16 protein-coding genes and 1 other RNA gene are annotated in these 16,782 nt (G+C 53.2%); 1 reads left to right on the top strand and 16 read right to left on the bottom strand.

Annotation, left to right across the window (positions count from 1 at the left end; genetic code table 11):
* Positions 1–168 precede the first annotated feature (168 nt).
* The gene (locus tag A0U42_RS00905) at positions 169–765 is read right to left on the bottom strand and encodes a class I SAM-dependent methyltransferase (protein WP_065359508.1); all 597 of its coding nucleotides are present in this window, start codon (positions 763–765) and stop codon (positions 169–171) included.
* A gap of 137 nt (positions 766–902) precedes the next feature.
* Here A0U42_RS00905 and A0U42_RS00910 point away from each other — a divergent pair, with 137 nt between their 5' ends.
* Positions 903–2,246: an esterase-like activity of phytase family protein gene (locus A0U42_RS00910; RefSeq protein WP_176698827.1), complete on the top strand. Its 1,344-nt coding sequence runs from the start codon at positions 903–905 to the stop codon at positions 2,244–2,246.
* Between the two features lie 190 nt (positions 2,247–2,436).
* Here A0U42_RS00910 and A0U42_RS00915 read toward each other — a convergent pair whose 3' ends face one another.
* From A0U42_RS00915 to A0U42_RS00985, 15 genes are all read right to left on the bottom strand, one after another.
* Entirely contained in the window at positions 2,437–3,726 is a 1,290-nt protein-coding gene (locus A0U42_RS00915) for an S-layer homology domain-containing protein (RefSeq protein ID WP_065359509.1), read from the bottom strand.
* A 448-nt stretch (positions 3,727–4,174) separates the two neighbouring features.
* Positions 4,175–5,512: an S-layer homology domain-containing protein gene (locus A0U42_RS00920; protein WP_065359510.1), complete on the bottom strand. Its 1,338-nt coding sequence runs from the start codon at positions 5,510–5,512 to the stop codon at positions 4,175–4,177.
* Between the two features lie 535 nt (positions 5,513–6,047).
* Positions 6,048–6,275 (bottom strand): DUF3006 domain-containing protein, encoded by a 228-nt coding sequence (locus tag A0U42_RS00925; RefSeq protein WP_255304069.1) that lies wholly within the window; start codon positions 6,273–6,275, stop codon positions 6,048–6,050.
* A complete protein-coding gene (locus A0U42_RS00930) occupies positions 6,272–7,195 on the bottom strand; it encodes a ComEC/Rec2 family competence protein (RefSeq protein WP_044503497.1) in 924 nt (307 codons plus the stop codon). Before A0U42_RS00930 ends, A0U42_RS00925 begins: the two co-directional genes overlap by 4 nt.
* A gap of 1 nt (position 7,196) precedes the next feature.
* Entirely contained in the window at positions 7,197–8,849 is a 1,653-nt protein-coding gene (locus tag A0U42_RS00935) for a bifunctional ADP-dependent NAD(P)H-hydrate dehydratase/NAD(P)H-hydrate epimerase (protein WP_065359512.1), read from the bottom strand.
* 37 nt (positions 8,850–8,886) lie between these two features.
* Positions 8,887–9,249, bottom strand: a complete 363-nt coding sequence (gene acpS, locus A0U42_RS00940) for a holo-ACP synthase (RefSeq protein ID WP_065359513.1) — start codon at positions 9,247–9,249, stop codon at positions 8,887–8,889.
* A 52-nt stretch (positions 9,250–9,301) separates the two neighbouring features.
* Positions 9,302–9,601: a hypothetical protein gene (locus A0U42_RS00945; protein ID WP_044503494.1), complete on the bottom strand. Its 300-nt coding sequence runs from the start codon at positions 9,599–9,601 to the stop codon at positions 9,302–9,304.
* An 8-nt stretch (positions 9,602–9,609) separates the two neighbouring features.
* Positions 9,610–10,836 carry an aspartate kinase gene (locus A0U42_RS00950; RefSeq protein WP_065359514.1) on the bottom strand — a complete coding sequence of 409 codons (1,227 nt, stop codon included), beginning with the start codon at positions 10,834–10,836 and terminating at the stop codon, positions 9,610–9,612.
* Positions 10,837–11,003: 167 nt separating this feature from the next.
* An RNA gene (gene rnpB / locus A0U42_RS00955) (RNase P RNA component class A) lies at positions 11,004–11,351 on the bottom strand.
* Positions 11,352–11,415: 64 nt separating this feature from the next.
* Positions 11,416–12,060, bottom strand: a complete 645-nt coding sequence (gene thiE, locus A0U42_RS00960) for a thiamine phosphate synthase (RefSeq protein ID WP_065359515.1) — start codon at positions 12,058–12,060, stop codon at positions 11,416–11,418.
* A 39-nt stretch (positions 12,061–12,099) separates the two neighbouring features.
* Complete coding sequence (locus tag A0U42_RS00965; protein ID WP_065359516.1) at positions 12,100–13,221, bottom strand: Nif3-like dinuclear metal center hexameric protein; 1,122 nt, start codon at positions 13,219–13,221, stop codon at positions 12,100–12,102.
* Positions 13,206–13,895: a class I SAM-dependent methyltransferase gene (locus A0U42_RS00970; protein ID WP_065359517.1), complete on the bottom strand. Its 690-nt coding sequence runs from the start codon at positions 13,893–13,895 to the stop codon at positions 13,206–13,208. The genes A0U42_RS00965 and A0U42_RS00970 overlap by 16 nt, the downstream gene beginning before the upstream one ends.
* Positions 13,896–14,024: 129 nt before the next feature.
* Positions 14,025–14,330, bottom strand: a complete 306-nt coding sequence (locus tag A0U42_RS00975) for a hypothetical protein (protein WP_255304070.1) — start codon at positions 14,328–14,330, stop codon at positions 14,025–14,027.
* 109 nt (positions 14,331–14,439) lie between these two features.
* Entirely contained in the window at positions 14,440–15,981 is a 1,542-nt protein-coding gene (locus tag A0U42_RS00980; RefSeq protein ID WP_083122107.1) for a glycosyltransferase family 39 protein, read from the bottom strand.
* 113 nt (positions 15,982–16,094) lie between these two features.
* Positions 16,095–16,781: a response regulator transcription factor gene (locus tag A0U42_RS00985; protein ID WP_065359519.1), complete on the bottom strand. Its 687-nt coding sequence runs from the start codon at positions 16,779–16,781 to the stop codon at positions 16,095–16,097.
* Between the last annotated feature and the right edge of the window lies 1 nt (position 16,782).

Consider the following 16,782-nt stretch of genomic DNA (forward strand, 5'->3'; position numbering starts at 1 on the left):
CTAAAGGGGAGCATATCATGGATCCGGAAAGGCTGAAAATGGCGCCGGATTCCGTCTTACAAGATCAGATCCTGCCCCTCTGCGACAACCACATCCAATCGGATGAACTCGATACACTGCGGTGCAGTGCGGCCCGTTATCTCCGCAATCAGCAAAACCGCTAAGGGCTTACAGCTCCTCTCTCACGCGATATACGAGGATTTTTTCTTTCCCATCGCCCCTAAAGAGGTCGCTGCAGTCGATCGGGTTTTCTGCCACGAGGCGCAGGTGGTGGCTGAGAAAATCTTCCACGTCTTCATAAGGATAGTAAAAGAAGATTCGCAGCCGCCGCGGCCGGCGCTGCAAAGAATCGAAGATCTTCCCCAAGACCCTTTTCAGGGTGTGCAGGGCAAAGGGGTTGAAGAAGAAGCAGCAGTCGGCTTCATCCGGCAGGTCATACACCGCTGCATCGGCCAGGATAAAGGCCACCTTGTTTCGAGCTGCCGGACTCTCGGCGTTGACCAGGGCTTTCTGCCACAACCGTTCGTCGTATTCGATGCCGATAGAGCGGCATCCGGTCTGATAGGTCATAAAGATGCTGACCCTTCCCTTGCCGCTGCCATAGTCGACGAGGGTGTCCTTCTTGCGGATAGAGCCGCTGTTGGCCAATTTTTCGAGGACGCCGTAGTCCGTCGGTTCATAGGGATGATGTTCCCCGTCGGAGTGGCTGTCGTCGCGGCCGGCCGTCTTGATTTGTAAAAGTTGTTCCCATTCTGATTCCGTCATGTACCTGTCTCCTTTTCGATGCCTTTTCTACCATTATACACCATTTCTGTTTTTACATGGCTCTTACCCTTTTATCACAAAACATTGATGCCCTTTTGATAAAATGAGCTGAAATATGCAGGAGGTGCATGATCACTATGAAAAAACAATGGAAACGCTGGCTCGCTTTAGGGCTGACCCTTACCGCCATGGGAAGCATGGCCCTGAGTGCCAAGGACGTCGAACCGACGGCCTACATCGTCCATGCTGATGCCTATCAGCTGCCTTATAAGGGAAATGAAAAAGCCTTTAACCATCGCATCAACCCCGGTTACGGCTCGGCCCTGGCCCTGAAATCGGTCAAAGCCGACGGCACGATGGAATTCTACGCCATCACCGACCGCGGCCCTAACGGCGACATCCCGACGTACGTCAAAGACGGCAAAAAGATGTCCGGGAAATTCTTCCCGACGCCGAACTTCACGCCCAGCATCGGCGTCATCAAGGTTAATCCGGCTAAAGACCGGGCCGATATCATTTCTTCCATCCCCTTGAAAGTAAACGGCAAGCCCATCAGCGGCAAACCGATTCCGTCGGGCCTGACCGGTTCGACCAATGAAGTCGCCCTGGACTTCAAGATGAATGATCTCGGTACCGACAGAAACGGTCTCGATACGGAAGGCTTGGCCCTCGATAAGGACGGCAATTTCTGGATCAGTGACGAATACGGCCCCTTCATCGCGAAAGTCGATAAAAAAGGCAATATCCTTGAAAAATACGGCCCCGGCATGGGCCTGCCCAAAATCTTAGCCGACCGCGTCCCCAACCGCGGCAGTGAAGGCCTGACGGTCGATGAAAAGGGCCATGTCTTCGCCCTCATCCAAAGCCCCTTAAACGTCGATGGCAAAACGGCCAAGACGGCCAAATATACGCGCATCGTCGAATTCGATCCGGTCACGAAAGAAACGACCATGTATGCCTATCCCGTCGACACGGGCTATAAGAACACCGGCGCTGCCAAAATCGGCGACATCACGTCCATCGGCAAAGGCCAGTTCCTCATGATCGAACAGGGCAAACAGCACGGCGAAATGCAGAACCTGATTTACAAAGTAGACCTCAACGGCGCGACGCCCATTGGCGATAACGGCGATCTCGAATACGGCCGCCTGGACGGAAAAATCGTACCGGCTAAGAAAGAACTGATCCTCGACCTGCGTGCGAATGGCTGGAACATCGAAAAAGCCGAAGGCCTGGCCCTCTTGCCGGACCGCCAGACCCTCGCCGTCGTCAACGACAATGACTTCGGCATGGATATCGATGTCAAAGACCCGGCCGTCGCCGATCCGGAAGTATCGGACTACACCTACGACAGCGACAAAAAAGCCATGATCTACAATAAAGACAATAAAGTCCATAAGGTCAAAATCAGCCTCAAGAAGAACGCTCCGACGGAACAGGAAAGCCAGATTTGGTTCTTTACCCTGCCGAAAGCTTTATAAGAAAGAATCAGCCGCCTCCAAACGGGTGAGATGAAAAACGCAGCCACGTCATGTAGCTGCGTTTTTTTATTTCCCCTCCCCCAAGAGCGATATCCGCTGCCGGCGTCTTCCACGAAAAATAAGGCCCTGACAGCGCAAAAAAGACCACCCATGGCTGAGTGGTCTTGGTAAATTTCTTGACAGAGAAGGATTAGAATACGAATACGAACTGGGCTCGCGTCAGTTCTTCCGGATCTTTGCCGTCGCCGTCTTTCACTTTCGAAGCGAAGGACTGTCCGACCTGGAACTGAGCGTTTTTCGCGAAGGTATAGTCGATGCCGGCACCCCAAGATTCGAGGTTATCTAATTTGCCAATCCGTCTCCAAGAACTGGTGGCACCAAAAGCACCTACAGCATAGGCACCGTCCTGAGCATTGATGTATTCAACCCAAACATCCCATGTCTTGGGCGTAGCCATGACGGCCTTGCCATAGGTCAAGCGGCCGATCCAAACGCCGGCCGAATCTTCGCTGCCACGTGCCGTGGAGATAGCCTTGTCGTAGCTGACGCGTTCGTAGTTCGCGAGGAGCTTCCAGTCCCGGCCGAAAAGGAAGCTGGCATAAGCCCCCCAGAGATCATCGAGGTTGGTATCCTGGAAGGAGTTGTAATAAGTACCGATAGCCGTACCGTTGCCGAAGGAACCTTCGATGAGACCGTACCCCGTCTTAGCGCCTTCCATAGTGCCGGACCCTGCCAGACGGCCCTTCTTGATTTTACCGTAGCCGGCCGCAGCTTTGAAGCCGTCGCCCTTGTATGCCAACTCCGCACGGTCGAAGATATCGCCGTAGTTATAGCCATAGGAGTTATTGCCGCCGATGACATATCGATCCGTACGACCGACGCTGAGGTTCCAAGCCTTGCCGCCAAAATTATAGTCGACTTTAGCGATATCGGTCAGGATATCATTTTCATCTTCAGCGGCGCCATTATCGGCAAAGGAGTGGTAATTACTGCTGATACCGTACGTAACCTTCGTTCGGTCGTTAACCATGGCGTTAGCGCGAAGGCGAATACGATAATCCCAAGATTTATCGTTTTCTTTATTGTTTTTCTGATAACGATAGCGAAAACGAGCGTCCCCGGTCAGTTTCACCTTGCCGACGCGGTTTTCGAGAGCGCTGACACGGACGCCGAGGCTGTTGAGCTCGTCAGCAAATTCATCAGCCAATTTGTTGATGAGGGCGCGCTGTTCGACAGACGCTTTGTCCATGTGAGCCATGGCTTTAGCGACCATTTCAGCGGCTTCGTAACGAGTGATGTTGCGCTGGCCCTGGAAGTGTTCCCCGTCAACGCCCTGGATGATGCCGGCGTCAGCCAATTCGACGACGGATTGATAAGCCCAACTGTCGGACGGTACGTCGACAAACGGGTTGGCGGCGAAAACACAAGTGGCCCCAACGGCCATGGCTGCGGCAAGCGCTGCGAATACTTTGGCTTTCATGAGTAGTAACCTCCCTTTCGATGTAAAATGAAATTTCTGTAAGCCTTCCCCCGTCACAGGCGCGTGTCAACACATATGCTTCAAGGGTCCTTTGGCAAGTTATCCCGGTTGCCTCTCTGTTACGGCCTTGAATCATACCGTTGTCTGCCCTACGGGGCACGTGCTGCCTGCCTTGGCACAACAATCTTTGTAATGAGTATACATTTTGTATTCTAACCTGTCAAAGTATCTTGTAAAAAATCCATTTATTTTTAAATATCGGCTTCAGTATGCTATTTTAGTTTGTGAATTTACTAACTTTTTTTACACGTTACATCCAAGTACAGGCTCATCCATCTTGATTGACTCATTTTATGCGATATTCGTCAAGGCTTTCACAGGCCTTGTCCGCACAAAAAAAGACCACCCATTTCTGAGTGGTCTCTGTAAGTTCCTTGATGAGGAAGGATTAGAATGCGAATACGAACTGAGCACGCGTCTGTTCTTCCGGATCGCTGCCGTCGCCATCTTTAACTTTCGATGCGAAGGACTGCATGACCTGGAACTGAGCGTTTTTCGCGAAGGTGTAGTCGATACCGGCACCCCAGGATTCGAGGTTATCCAGTTTGCCCCATCTCCAGGAGTTGGTGGAACCGCCGATGTAAGCGCCGTCTTCAGCGTTGAGGTATTCAACCCAAGCGTCCCAGGTCTTCGGCGTAGCCATGACAGCTTTGCCGTAGGTCAGGCGGCCGATCCAAACGGTAGCGGAATCTTCGTCGCCACGAACGGTGGAGTTGATGTTGCTGTTGTAGTTGACGCGTTCGTAGTTAGCGAGGAGGTTCCAGTCCTTGCTGAAGTTGAGGCTGGCATAAGCACCCCAGAGGTAATCGAGTTCCGTACCGCGTACCAAAGCGTTGTAGTCATCGTTGTCGAAGGTGTTGTAGTAACCGCCGATAGCCGTACCGTTGCCGAAGCGGCCTTCGATGACGCCGTAAGCCGTCTTGGTGCCGTCAAGACCATCCGGCAAGACAGTTCTCGACGAATCAGCTGCAAGACCTGCAACACCGCCAGCCTTAAATTTACCGTAGCCGGCCGTAGCCATGAAGCTGTCGCCGCTGTACTTCAATTCAGCGCGGTCGAAGATATCGCCGTAGTTGTAGCCATAACCTTTAGAACCGCCGATAACGTATTTGTCCGTACGGCCGACGCTGAGAGTCCAGTCGCCGCCGCCGAAGTTGTAGTCGACTTTAGCGATATCCGATAAGATGTCGTTTTCGTCTTCAGCTTTGCCATTATCAGCAAAGGAATGGTTGCCGGTGCTGATGCCATAGGTAACTTTCGTGTTTTTGTTGACCATAGCATTAGCGCGGAGGCGAACACGATAATCCCAAGAAGCGTCGTTTTCTTTGCTGTCTTTCTGATAACGATAGCGAACACGAGCGTCACCGGTCAGTTTAACGTTGCCGACGCGGTTTTCGAGAGCGCTTACGCGAACGCCGAGGTTGTTGAGTTCGTCAGCGAATTCATCAGCCAATTTGTTGATGAGGGCACGCTGTTCGACAGAAGCTTTGTCCATGTGAGCCATAGCTTTAGCGACCATTTCAGCGGCTTCGTAACGAGTGATGTTACGCTGGCCCTGGAAGTGTTCACCGTCAACACCCTGGATGATGCCGGCGTCAGCCAATTCTACGACGGATTTGTAAGCCCAGCTGTCGGACGGTACGTCGACAAACGGGTTCGCTGCGAAAGCACAAGTTGCGCCAACGGCCATGGTTGCTACGAGAGCTGCTAATACTTTGGATTTCATGAGTATAACCCCTTTTCGATAAGATGAAGTTTCTGTAAGCCTTACACCGTTACAGGCGAGTGTCGAAACGTATTCTTCAAGGGTTCATTGGCGAGTTGTCCTAGTTTCCTCTCTTTTACTGCCTTGAATCACACTGTTTGTCGGCTCTATCGGGCGAGTGCTGCCTGCCTGCGCACCACACTCACTGTAATTATTATACATTTTAGTTTTTACCCTGTCAAAGTAACGTCCTTCGTGAAAAATTTCTTTATTTTTAAACATTAGCTTAATTAAGCCATTTTATTTTGTGAATTTACTAACTTTTTACGATTTACAGCTTAGTAATTTTACATATCCATTCATTTTATGTTTATTTATTCATTTTATGCCATATTTGTCAATTTCGTATGCATAGTAAGAAAGCATTTCATTTTTACAATTTCATTTCGTTTTAATCGGACGCACCGCATCATTCAGCGGCTAACATATCTGCCTCTCCCAAAACAGAAAAAACGCCCGTTGAGAAGGTATCTCGCTTCTCAACGGGCGTTATCGACTATGGATTCTGCTGCAGACTGCTGCGGAGCTCGGCGATTTCGTCGGCTAACTTCTGTTCCTCCGCTTCGTTGCGCTCGATGGTCAGAGTAAAGGCCATGCCTTCATCGGCCCCTTCGGGCAGGAGTTCGACGGGAAATTGGAGTTCATGCTCATCGTCATTCAAGACGATATAGGCTGTCTGTTCCGTAATGCGGTCGATGCTGCCGATGAGTTCTTTTTTCATCATTCATGCTCCTTTTCAATGCTGTACGACGAACCGTCGGTCTTGATGGTAATGACGCCGTTGCGGTCCGTTCTGTATACGTCGACATGATATTTCTGAAGGGTCTTCAAGGTCGGTTCATGCGGGAATTTATAGGAATTATTGACGCCGCAGGAAATGGTCGCTGCCTTAGGAGCTACGGCTTTCACGAAGGCATCGGACGACGACGTCTTGCTGCCGTGGTGGCCGACTTTCAGGATATCGGCCTTGATGTCCTCTTTGAGGAGCTGCTGTTCGACTTCCTTTTGGGCATCGCCGGTGAACAGCATGGAGAACTTGCCGTAGGTCATCTTGCAGACGATGGAGTTATCATTGGTCAAGCCGCTTTCCGAAACACCGGTCGTATTCTCCTTAGTGAAAATCGTACCCGGCGAGAGGACCGTAAAGACGACGTCATCGCCAAGGGTCAGGCTGTCCCCTTTCTTCAATACCTTGTAGGGAATCTGCTTGGCCTTGATGTTCTTTAAGTAGTTGCGGTACATGACCGTGTTGGCCACTTGTCCGTTATCGTAAATCTGCTTGATGGGAAAGGCTTTAAATAAGGCTGCCATGCCGCCCATGTGGTCGCCGTGAGGATGGGTGATGATAATGGCGTCGAGTTCTTTTACGTTGCGCTCTTTCAGCTGCTGTACCAAAGAATCGCGGCTGTCAACGTCGCCTGTGTCAATGAGCATATTTTGGCCCTTATACTGGATGAGGGTCGCATCGGCCTGGCCGACGTTCAGGACCGACACCTTCAGGTCTTTATCAGAATCGGTCAGGGACTGGACGGCACTGGCTCCGGAAGACGCCATGGACGTAAGGCTGTTGGCACAACCGGCGAGGATGAGCATACAGGTCAATAACAGGGTTACAGGAAATAATAAAAATCTTCGTTTCTTCAACTTACTTGCCTCCAATTAAGGGCTGCTGCAAAATAGGCAGGGCCAAATTTTCTTCGAGGTCTGCTAAGACCCTCGGCACGGCATCGGCCGTTTCCATGGGCGTAAAGCCGTAAGGGCCGCGGTCTTTTCGGCAGGCGTCGCCGGCGGCACCGTGGAGATAGACGCCGGCACAGGCGGCACTGCAGAGATCACTCATGCCCTGATGGGCCGTCATGGCGGCAATCATACCGGTCAGGATATCGCCCATGCCGCCGCAGGCCATGCCGGCATTGCCCGTCGGGTTGACGTAGACGTTGCCCGTCTTGGCCGACACGATGAGGGTCGGCGCCCCTTTGAGGACCAGGTTGACCTTCCAGTCTGCCGCAAAGGCCCGAGCCGTTCCGATGAGGTCCTCTTTGATGTCATCCAGGGACAATCCGCTGAGGCGGGAAAATTCTGCCAAGTGGGGCGTTACGATGAGTCCCTGTCCCAGGGAACGGATGAATTCCTTTTCACCGGCCAAGAGGTTCAAGGCGTCGGCATCGAGGACGACGGGGCACGTCGTTCCGGCTAAGACGCGCTTCAAGAATTCCCGCGTCCGGTCATCCTTCCCCATGCCGGGACCCATGGCCAATACCGACCAGTTCCGGCTTTCTTCGATGATAGACTCGGCGTCCTCTGCCATAAAAGAGTCGCCGGTCCCGACACTTTTGACCATGACTTCCGGCTGGACACCGATACAGTAAGGCCCGACCTTACCGGGTACGCGGAGAAAGACTTTCCCGGCACCGCTGCGGACGGCTCCGTGGGCGGCCATGAGGGCGGCTCCCGCCATTTGGCTGCTGCCGGTGACAATGGCGATCGTCCCGTGACTGCCCTTATGGCTGTCGGGGCTGCGGGGCACGACGATTTCGGCGATATCTGACTGCTGCAGTAAATAGACGGCATCGTCATTGGCGCCGTATAGGAGCGGCCCGGGCATGCCGATGGAATCGACTTCGATATGGCCGGCGCAGGCCCGTCCGGGATAGAGGGAAAGGCCTCGTTTCAAGACACCGAAGGTGACCGTCATATCGGCAAAGAGGGGTCCGTCTTCTTCGTCATCGCCATGGCTGACGACGCCCGTATCGGCATTGACACCGGTCGGCATGTCGACGGCGATGACCGTCACCGCCCCGACGGCAGAGGCCACGTTGATTTCCGCTACGATGGCTGCTACAGGTTGGCGCAGGCTGCCGTGAAAGCCCGTTCCGACCATGGCATCGATGACGATGGACGAGGCGTGGAGCCGTTTTCGCAGGAGCTGCCAATCATCCTGACTTTCCGGAGCCGAAAGGAGGAGACACGTTTCGTCATCTGCCAGCTCCCGTAAGGTATGCAGGTGTTGACGCGCTTCGTCGCTGTAATCTCCGTCATCGCCTAAGATGTAGACATAGGCTCTGGCTCCGGCCGCTAAGATATAGCGGGCGATGACGAAGCCGTCACCGCCGTTATTGCCCTTACCGCAAAAGATAACGACGTCTTTGCCGTCCCAGCCTTCGATCCATTTTTCGGTCCGTTCGGCAACGGCCCGACCGGCGTTTTCCATGAGTACTGCCGGTGCTATCGCGTATATTCCGTGCATGGCTTCATAATCCATTTGCCGCATCTGGGCGGCTGTATTTATTTTTTTCATGGCCTGGCTCCCTTCTAAATCCTAAATCGTATCGCCCTTACAGGACGACGAAAGCGACGGCATAGTCCCCGTCATGAGCAATGGACAGGGACGGCGGCTGATCGCTTTTTTCCCGCACGGCCTCGGCATAGAAACCGTAACAGCAAAACTGCGGCGCCCCCCATTCATCGTGAACGACTTCGACGTCGGTCCATTTTCCCCGGCGAAAACCCGTTCCCAAGGCCTTGAACAAGGCCTCTTTGGCCGCAAAGATGCCGGCCAGGGACTCCGTCCGCCACGCCCCGCCACGCTGGCAGTAGGCCAGTTCCTGTTCCGTAAAGAATCGATGCAGCGACGTGCCGTGACGCCGCACTAAATCATCCATGCGGCTGATTTGTACCATATCCGTTCCGCAGCGCATAATTCCTCCAAAAAAAGAGCCGCAATCCCCTCAGGAACTGCGGCAACGTTAACTACCACTTCTGCATTCGGATACAGACCCCCAGCCCTTCCAGCAAGACCCGAAAGGTCGTAAAGGACACGGTCATATCATCGTGAAGGCCGTGGGCTACTTTATAAGAAATCGTAACAGTTTGATGCTGGTAATCGTACCGAAAGCCATGTAAATTCGTTTCAAAGGTATATTTCGGTGCCGGAATGGAAAACTTCGGCGGCTTCTCGACTTCCAGCCCGTGAATGAGCCGCTCCAAGGTCACTCGCTTGGGCAGTTCAGACTGCAGCATTTCTTCGGTAAAGCTATCCAATACAGACATGGATCCCCCTAGTCTTCTTCGTCGAAGAAGTGCTGATGAATGGCTTTGACCGCCGAATCGACGACTTCTTCCGCAATGAGGCAGGTAATACTGATTTCCGACGTAGAAATAATTTCGATGTTGATATCATTGTCGCTGAGGACGCCGAACATGCCGGCGGCAATGCCCGGGTGACCGGCCATACCGGCGCCGACGACGGAAACCTTAGCCATCTTGTCGTCGATGATGATGTCTTCAACCGGCATTTCCGTGCGCAGGGATTCGAAGACCGATTCGGCTTCTTCCAAATCCGTGCGGGCAATGGTAAAGGTAATATCCGTAACGCCTTCGTTGGCATAGCGGACGCTCTGAACGATCATGTCGACGTCGACGTTCTTTTCTGCCAATTCAGAAAAGACGCGATAAGCAAACCCCGGTTTATTGGGAATCCCGAGAACGGTGATTTTAGCAACATTTTTATCCGAAGCGACGCCGCGGATGAGATATTGTTTGACTTCCATAGAGCAATCCTCCTGTATCATAGTTCCTTCATCTTCCGAAAAAGTCGAGCGCACGTAAATGGGAACGCCGAAGCGGCTGCCCATTTCGACGGCCCGGGGCTGCATGACACCGGCGCCGAGTTTCGCCATTTCCAGCATTTCGCCGTATGTGATCTGATCGATTTTTCTAGCATTGGGAACGACACGGGGATCGGACGTGTATACGCCGTCAACGTCGGTATAGATTTCACAAACATCAGCGTGGATAGCGCCGGCAATGGCGACGGCTGTCGTATCGGAACCGCCTCGGCCGAGGGTTGTGATGTCACCATGACCGGTAATGCCCTGGAAACCGGCAACGACGACGATATTATCTTGTTCCAGTGCCTTCATGATACGGGCCGGCTTCAAAGCCAGAATACGGCCCTTGTTGAAAGCATCACTGGTCTTGATGCCTGCCTGAGCCCCCGTAAAGGAGACGGCCTTCTGACCGGCTTCTTGGAAGGCCATGGCCATGAGGGCGATCGAAACCTGTTCGCCCGTCGTCAGGAGCATATCCATTTCACGGCCGTAAGCCTTAGAGGTAATCTGCTTTGCTAAGGCTACTAAATCATCCGTCGTATCCCCCATGGCAGAGACGACGATGACGATTTTGTCTTCAGGCTTTTTCCCTTTCAAGACCCGTTGCACAATAGCACGCATTTTGTCCGGCGTAGCGACAGAGCTGCCGCCAAACTTCTTAACGATTAATGCCAACTTAAATCCCTCGCTTTTGTTTGTTTAAGTATTCCTTGCCGTGGTAATTCATTCTTATGGTTGAGGCCCATAAAAACCACTTATTGCAATAATATCATGGACGGCCATAAATGTAAAGGGACTGCCGCATGCTGTCATGTCACGCAACAGTCCCTTGTATTCCTATAATGATGAGTAATCAGTAAGCCGAGTTTTGTACTGCTTGCGCAGCAGCAATCATCTATCTAGACATACTGTTGCCAGCATGTTCAAGCGACACAACCCGGAAGATCAGCGGGCCGCTTCATCCCTTCCCTATTCGGTCTTGCTCCAGATGGGGTTTACCTAGCCGGCACATTACTGTACCGCTGGTGCGCTCTTACCGCACCGTTCCACCCTTACCACTTGCGTGGCGGTACACATTTCTGTGGCACTGTCCCTAAAGTCACCTTCGCCGGCCGTTAGCCGGCATCCTGCCCTGCGGAGCTCGGACTTTCCTCTAATGCCGAAGCACTAGCGATTGCCTTTCATACTCAACGTCTTATAGAATATCATATTTTCCGATTGCCGTCAATGACCACCGTCGGCCTTGTTATGCCGTTACTGCAAGATACGGCGGATGTCGGCGACGGCCTTGGTCATGTCTTCCTTGCCGACGATGGCTGAAATCATGGCAAAGGAACGGAAGCCTTCATCATAGATACTGCGGATATTGTCCAGGCTGATGCCGCCGATGGTGACGACGGGCAGGCTGAACGTCAAGGCAAAGGCCTTGGCTTCGCCGCTTACGACGTCATCGGCATCGGCCTTCGATTGGGTCGGGAACATGGGGCCGAAGCCGACGTAATCGGCACCGTCGGCCAGGGCCTGTTTCATTTCGTCGACGGTATTCGTCGAAACGCCGATGAAGACGTCGGGCCCTGCCAATTGGCGGACGACTTCGACCGGCGCATCGTCTTGTCCGACGTGGATGCCGTCGGCCCCGCAGGCGATGGCAAGGTCTGTCGAATCATTCATGATGAAGGTCACGCCTTTTTCATGGCAGAGGTTGGCAATGGCCTTGGCTTCTTCGTATTTAGCACGCCATTTTTTATGCTTTTCCCGATACTGGATGATGGTAACGCCGGCTTCAATCAGCCCCTTGGCGACGTCGATATTGCTCCGGCCCAGGCAAAGTTCTTCATTGCCCATGATGGCATAGACCGGGTCTTCTAATAAGTGTTTTACATGGTCTTCTTTAGTCATAGTACAGCTACCTTCCTTATCGGTTCTCCCGAGAACCGTTTAGATTAAATACTGAATCATATCCTGCGACGTCGGGTCGCGCCGGCAGTCGATGCCCCACTGCCGTTCTTCTGACGCGGCCTGAAGTCTCCGGCAAAGGTCGTCGACGACAGGCGATTCTGTACCGAAGTGGCCGCCGTCGACGACGACGAGGCCCTGCTTAAAGGCTTCCTGGGCGTCGTGGTATTTGACGTCACCCGTAAGATAGAGGTCGGCACCGGCATTTTTTGCCATTTTGATGAAGCCGGCCCCACCGCCGCCGAGGAGGGCGACGCGGCGAACGGTTACATCCGTATTGCCGGCATAGGACAAGGCATCGCGGTGGAGGATGTCCTTTATCTTCTGGAGGACGGCCATGGCCGGTTCCGGCGTCGGCCAATTGCCGACACGGCCCATGGTAAAGGCATGACCGGCATTTTTTAAAGGATAGATATCGTAGGCCGGTTCTTCATAGGGATGAGCCGCTATCATAGCCTGCAGCACCGTTTTGAGGCCCCTTTCAGGAACGATGGTTTCAATCCGTTCTTCCGCTGCCGTTTCCACTTTTCCGACGGTGCCAATAAAGGGATTCGCCCCTTCATGGGCTTTGAACCGCCCTTCGCCCTTCGTCGTAAAGGAACAGTCACTGTACTTTCCGATATAGCCGGCGCCGCTGTCAGCCAATGCCTTGCGCAGGGCGTCGCCGTGGCTTTCCGGGACGTAGACGGCGATTTTATAGAGTTTGTCTTCGGAAACAGGGACTAAGCCTTCGATGTCCGTAAGGCCCAGTAAGCCTGCCAGGACGTCATTGACGCCGCCGTCGGCGCTGTCGAGGTTGGTATGGGCGCTGTAGACGGCGATATGATGGGCCAGGAGCTTTTGATACATGGCCCCGTTATAGGTATCGGTCCGCAGCGATTTCAGGCCGTCGAAGATGACCGGATGATGGCTGACGATCAATTTCACGCCCTGTTCGACGGCGTAGTCGACGGTGTCCGTCATGACGTCCAGGGTCACCAAGACCTTATCGACGGTTTCATCGGGATTTCCGATGAGCAGACCCGGATTGTCCCACGACTCTTTCAGCGATAAGGGCGCCCAGGTATTCAATACCTTTACAATTTCACCTACTGTAACTGACATTTCATGTCCCTCCAAAAGGATAAGTCCTTTTCTAATGCTTCTATTTGAACGTGCAGGTCGCGGCGGCTCTTCTTGAGGCCCGCTAAAATGCGCCCCTTGGTCTCCATGAGGATCTCGATCTTGCGGACGAGGAGTCCGTCGCGGCGCTGCCAATTGACCGGGCCCAGTTCATACTGCCAGTCCGGCAAAGCCTCTGCCCTTCCCGGCACGGCCCGCAGCAGCTCGTAGAGGCGGCCGTCGTCGATGACCATTTTTTCGTCTTCGATATGCCAGCCCGCTTCATAGAGAAAGCGCCGCAGATCGCCGCTGTCGCTTTGAGGCTGGAGAACGACGAACTTCAAAGACTGCCAGAGGTCATAGGACTGGTGCAGGATTTTGATCATCAAGGACCCGCCCATGCCGCAGATGACGGCGCCGTCCGCTTCCCCTGTTTCAACGCAGGTCAGGCCGTCGCCGAGGCGGCAGTCGATACGGTCCGCAAGGCCGGCACCGGCGACGTGAGCCTTGGCCGCCGCCAGGGGTCCCGGCACGATATCGGCGGCAATGGCCGACGGGCACCACCCCGTTTCACAGGTATGGACCGGAATATAAGCATGGTCGGTCCCGATGTCGGCGATGACCGTCCCCTTAGGAATCAGAGACACGGCCGCCTCCAGGCGCGGCGTCAATTGCATAACAAACACATCCTTTATCGTTATATACTATTTTATTATACCCATCGGACCGCCCCTTGACAAGGATGGCCCCCAAAGGTTCCGGCACAAAAAAAAGACTGCCCCAAAAGGACAGTCTTGGAATCGATCTTATTTCGACAAGGCGACGATCGTTGCAATAGCAGCGACGCCGATAGCGATATTGGCTTTACGGTTGGCCTGGTCGACATCTTTTTTAGGATTTTCTTTTTCTTTCCAATCGTTCTTGTACTTCTTGTCGTTCTTGTATTTCTTGTGATTTTTGTCGTTTTTGTGGTTCTTATCGTTGTGGTTGTCACGATTGCGGTCGTTATCGTGCTGTTCCCACTGCTGATTGTACGGTCTCGGTTCTGCAGCCTGGGCCGTCAGGGCAGCGCCGCTGAAGGTTGCCGTCGTAACAGCCAATACTAAAGCCATTCGTACTATATTCTGAAACTTTTTCATAGATATCAATCCCTTCATTTAAGATTGACTATAGTATACGCGCCGGCCTTTACAATTCAGTCACAAGGCCATTCCAAGGGGACTACAAATCGCTTTCTTTTTGGTAAACGACCCAGACGCCTTTTTGACCGATCCATTTCCAATGGCCGGGAACTTCCTGAAGGAAGTGGGCTTCCTCGCGGTCATTGACCAGGGCCAGGACCTTGTCGTGGTCGGGCAGGTCTTCGATAGCCATGAAAGGCATGACATTTTTCGCATTCCAGCTGATGTCGCCGGGCAGGAGTTCACGGATTCGGTCGGCTGTAGCTAAGCGGTAAGCCCGATGGCCGGAGTAATACGTCTGGGACACGGAATAGCGGCCGCCGTACATGACGACCGTCGTCTGGTCATCGGCTACGGTACGGACGATCTGGGAGACGCCGTAAGCCGAAGCTTGTTGGCACTGAGGGATGATGACCAGGTAGGTCACGGCGACGTAAAGGGCCAGGACGATGCCGGCCATGTTGACGACAAAGCGGTCGTATTTCTTCAAATAAGACGCAAAGCCGATGGCGATGGGAATCATGTACGGGAAGGTGTAGGTCATGTACTTCGTCGCCATGAACTGGTAGGTGACGAAAATCGTGACCGCCCAGACGAGGAGGAACTGAGTCTTCATGGAAAGGGCCGGAAGGCGCACTTTCTTTTCCTTCCAAAGAGCTGCCATTTTCCGAGTAAGGCCGTAGTCGCGCCAAGCCAGGGGCAGGGTAAAGACCCAGGGGATGAATCCCACTAAGAAGATGGCGCTGTAGTAATACCAGACGTCGTATCGCGGATGTTCCGATACGGTCGCCCGCAGGACGTTGTGGACGCCGATGAACTGGCTGATGAAGGCGTCGCCGTGCATCATGTACATGGGGACGTACCAGACGGCTGTGATGGCCAAAAAGAGCATTAGCCCGGAAATCATTTTAAGGTGCAGCAAGGCTTTTAAATCGCGGCGCCATAAGAGGAACAGCAGGATAATGAGCCCCGGCTGCAAGAGTCCGATGGGACCTTTGGTCAAAACGGAGAGACCGGCAAAGGCGTAGGCTGCATAATAAAAGGCCGGCCGTTTTTCACTGTAGGCGATATAAAAGGCCATGAGGCAGGCCGAATAGAAGACGAACAAGGTCATATCGGTGATGATGGCCTTGGACAGGTAGAAATATTCGACCGTCGTCAACAAGATGAGGCCCGTGAAAAATCCCGTTTTCTTGTCGTAGAGCCGGGCCGTAAAAGCGTAGGCCAAGAGGATGCCGGCAACGCCGAAGAGGGCCGGGAAGAAGCGAGCCGCAAAATTACTGATGCCAAACAACTTAAAGGCAGCGATGAGCTCCCAATAAAAGAAGATCGGTTTATCGTACCAATAATTGCCAAAGATGCGGGGCGAAACATAGTCACCCGAAGCCAGCATTTCCTTGGCCGTCAAGGCGTAATTCGATTCGACAGGGTCGGTAACGACCAGCAAGTGATTGGCAGCAAAACAAAGGATGGCCGTCATGACGGCGAGGACGACAGCCGGTTGTGACAGGACTCTTTGCCAGAGCCGTTGGACGAGGGAAATCACCCCCGGCGTTTCATGTTTCGTCTGATAAGTCTCCATGGTATCCTTTCCTTTCTATACATCTGTGATGATGGCTACAGTATAGGGAGGAAAGTTAAACAAAGTTTGAACAGACTGACAATAAACCGGGAAGGATCTATAAAAATCGCTTTCTATCCGTGGAAGCGGTATCCGGCGCCCCAGACCGTTTCGATATAGCGGGGTTTGGCCGTATCTTCTTCGATCTTTTCGCGGATGCGGTTGACGTGGACCGATACCGTCGCCGTTTCGCCCAGGGCTTCACTGCCCCAGACGCGGTCAAAGAGGGTTTCCTTGCTAAAGACGATGCCCGGGTTCTTGGCAAAGAACAAGAGGAGTTCAAATTCCTTATTGGGCAGGCTCACTTCCTGCCCCCTCACGAAGACGCGATGGCCGCTTTCGTCGATTTCAAGGCCGTCAAAACAGAGGGCATGACGGTGGACTTCCCGGGCCGTCAATTGTTCATACCGGGCCAGGTGGGCCTTGACACGGGCTACAAGTTCGTTGGGACTGAAAGGCTTTACGATGTAGTCGTCGGCACCGAGTCCCAGGCCCCGTATCTTGTCGATGTCTTCCTGCCGGGCCGATACGAGGATGATGGGAATATCCTTCGATTCGCGGATCGTGCGGCAGATTTGGAAGCCGTCGCGGCCGGGCAGCATGATGTCGAGGATGATGAAGTCATAGGCTTCCTGAAGGGCCTTCTGCTCCCCCGCATCGCCGTCAAACGCCATATCGACGGCAAAGCCGTTGGCTTCCAAGTAGTCCCTTTCCAATTCAGCAATGCCCTTGTCGTCTTCAATGATTAAAATCCGCTTCATC

This window comes from Megasphaera sp. DISK 18 (assembly GCF_001682955.1).
Lineage (GTDB): Bacteria > Bacillota > Negativicutes > Veillonellales > Megasphaeraceae > Megasphaera > Megasphaera massiliensis.

Excerpts from the sequence above, each read along its gene's own strand:
- A0U42_RS00905 (WP_065359508.1), bottom strand. The coding sequence starts at position 765 with ATGACGGAATCAGAATGGGAACAACTTTTACAAATCAAGACGGCCGGC.
- A0U42_RS00910 (WP_176698827.1), top strand. The coding sequence starts at position 903 with ATGAAAAAACAATGGAAACGCTGGCTCGCTTTAGGGCTGACCCTTACC.
- A0U42_RS00915 (WP_065359509.1), bottom strand. The coding sequence starts at position 3,726 with ATGAAAGCCAAAGTATTCGCAGCGCTTGCCGCAGCCATGGCCGTTGGG.
- A0U42_RS00920 (WP_065359510.1), bottom strand. The coding sequence starts at position 5,512 with ATGAAATCCAAAGTATTAGCAGCTCTCGTAGCAACCATGGCCGTTGGC.
- A0U42_RS00925 (WP_255304069.1), bottom strand. The coding sequence starts at position 6,275 with ATGATGAAAAAAGAACTCATCGGCAGCATCGACCGCATTACGGAACAG.
- A0U42_RS00935 (WP_065359512.1), bottom strand. The coding sequence starts at position 8,849 with ATGAAAAAAATAAATACAGCCGCCCAGATGCGGCAAATGGATTATGAA.
- acpS (WP_065359513.1), bottom strand. The coding sequence starts at position 9,249 with ATGCGCTGCGGAACGGATATGGTACAAATCAGCCGCATGGATGATTTA.
- A0U42_RS00945 (WP_044503494.1), bottom strand. The coding sequence starts at position 9,601 with ATGTCTGTATTGGATAGCTTTACCGAAGAAATGCTGCAGTCTGAACTG.
- thiE (WP_065359515.1), bottom strand. The coding sequence starts at position 12,060 with ATGACTAAAGAAGACCATGTAAAACACTTATTAGAAGACCCGGTCTAT.
- A0U42_RS00965 (WP_065359516.1), bottom strand. The coding sequence starts at position 13,221 with ATGTCAGTTACAGTAGGTGAAATTGTAAAGGTATTGAATACCTGGGCG.
- A0U42_RS00970 (WP_065359517.1), bottom strand. The coding sequence starts at position 13,895 with ATGCAATTGACGCCGCGCCTGGAGGCGGCCGTGTCTCTGATTCCTAAG.
- A0U42_RS00975 (WP_255304070.1), bottom strand. The coding sequence starts at position 14,330 with ATGGCTTTAGTATTGGCTGTTACGACGGCAACCTTCAGCGGCGCTGCC.
- A0U42_RS00980 (WP_083122107.1), bottom strand. The coding sequence starts at position 15,981 with ATGGAGACTTATCAGACGAAACATGAAACGCCGGGGGTGATTTCCCTC.
- A0U42_RS00985 (WP_065359519.1), bottom strand. The coding sequence starts at position 16,781 with ATGAAGCGGATTTTAATCATTGAAGACGACAAGGGCATTGCTGAATTG.